Source organism: Mesorhizobium sp. M7A.F.Ca.CA.004.04.2.1, assembly GCF_004022825.1.
GTDB lineage: Bacteria > Pseudomonadota > Alphaproteobacteria > Rhizobiales > Rhizobiaceae > Mesorhizobium.
In genome coordinates this window covers 1-882 of record NZ_RZPH01001523.1, presented here as the reverse complement: position 1 = coordinate 882, position 882 = coordinate 1, and the positions used below count along the sequence as shown (strand labels likewise).

Below are 882 nucleotides of genomic sequence, written 5' to 3'. Positions count from 1 at the left end.
TTCACGGTCAGCGCGAAAATATGATAGAGCGGCAGCGCGCAGATAAAGTTGGGGTGCGCCGGTTTCGGCTTGATCGTGTAGGCGTCCTCCATCCACTGCGCGTTCTGCGCGACGTTGGCGAGCACGTTTCTGTGCAGCAGTGTGGCGCCCTTCGACACGCCCGTGGTGCCGCCCGTATATTGCAGGAAGGCGACATCGTCTGCTTCCACCTTGGCCGGCTTGAAGCCCATGCCGGCGCCGGCCTTCATGGCGGCATTGAACTTGACATGGCCGGGCAAGGACCATGCCGGCACCATCTTCTTCACGCGGCGCACGACGAAATTGACGATGGTGCCCTTCAGGCCGCCGAGCATGTCGCCCATCGCGGCGACCACCACATGCTTGACCGCCGTCCTCGCGATCACCGCCTGCAAGGTGTTGGCGAAGTTTTCCAGGATGACGATGGCTTGCGCACCGGAATCCTTCAACTGGTGTTCGAGCTCGCGCGGCGTGTAGAGCGGATTGATATTCACCACGACATAGCCGGCGCGCAAGATCGCCATCATCGCCACCGGGTATTGCAGCACGTTCGGCATCATCAGCGCGACGCGCGCGCCTTTCTGCAGGCCCTTCGATTGCAGGTAGGCGCCGAAGGCCGCCGACAGCCGCTCGACATCGGTGTAGCTGATGGACTTGTCCATGCAGGTGAAGGCCGGCTGCGCGGAAAACTGCTTGCAGGCGCCGACGAGGAAATCGCCGATCGAGCTGTAGGGCAGGGCGCCGATCTCCGCCTGCACGTTTTTCGGATAGCTCTTGAGCCACGGCTTTTCCGGCAAGCCGGCGGCCAGCGCCGTCAATGCTTTCGGCAATCGGTTGGCGGTGGCGGCGGCCGGCCTTGCCGCC

Annotated in this window: 1 protein-coding gene; it reads right to left on the bottom strand. The window is 63.3% G+C overall.

All coding sequences use genetic code 11. The annotated features are described in order from the left end of the window. Positions 1-848, bottom strand: an 848-nt coding sequence (locus EN893_RS35865) for an AMP-binding protein (protein ID WP_164901484.1), incomplete at its 3' end; no start/stop codon positions are given. Positions 849-882: the final 34 nt, after the last annotated feature.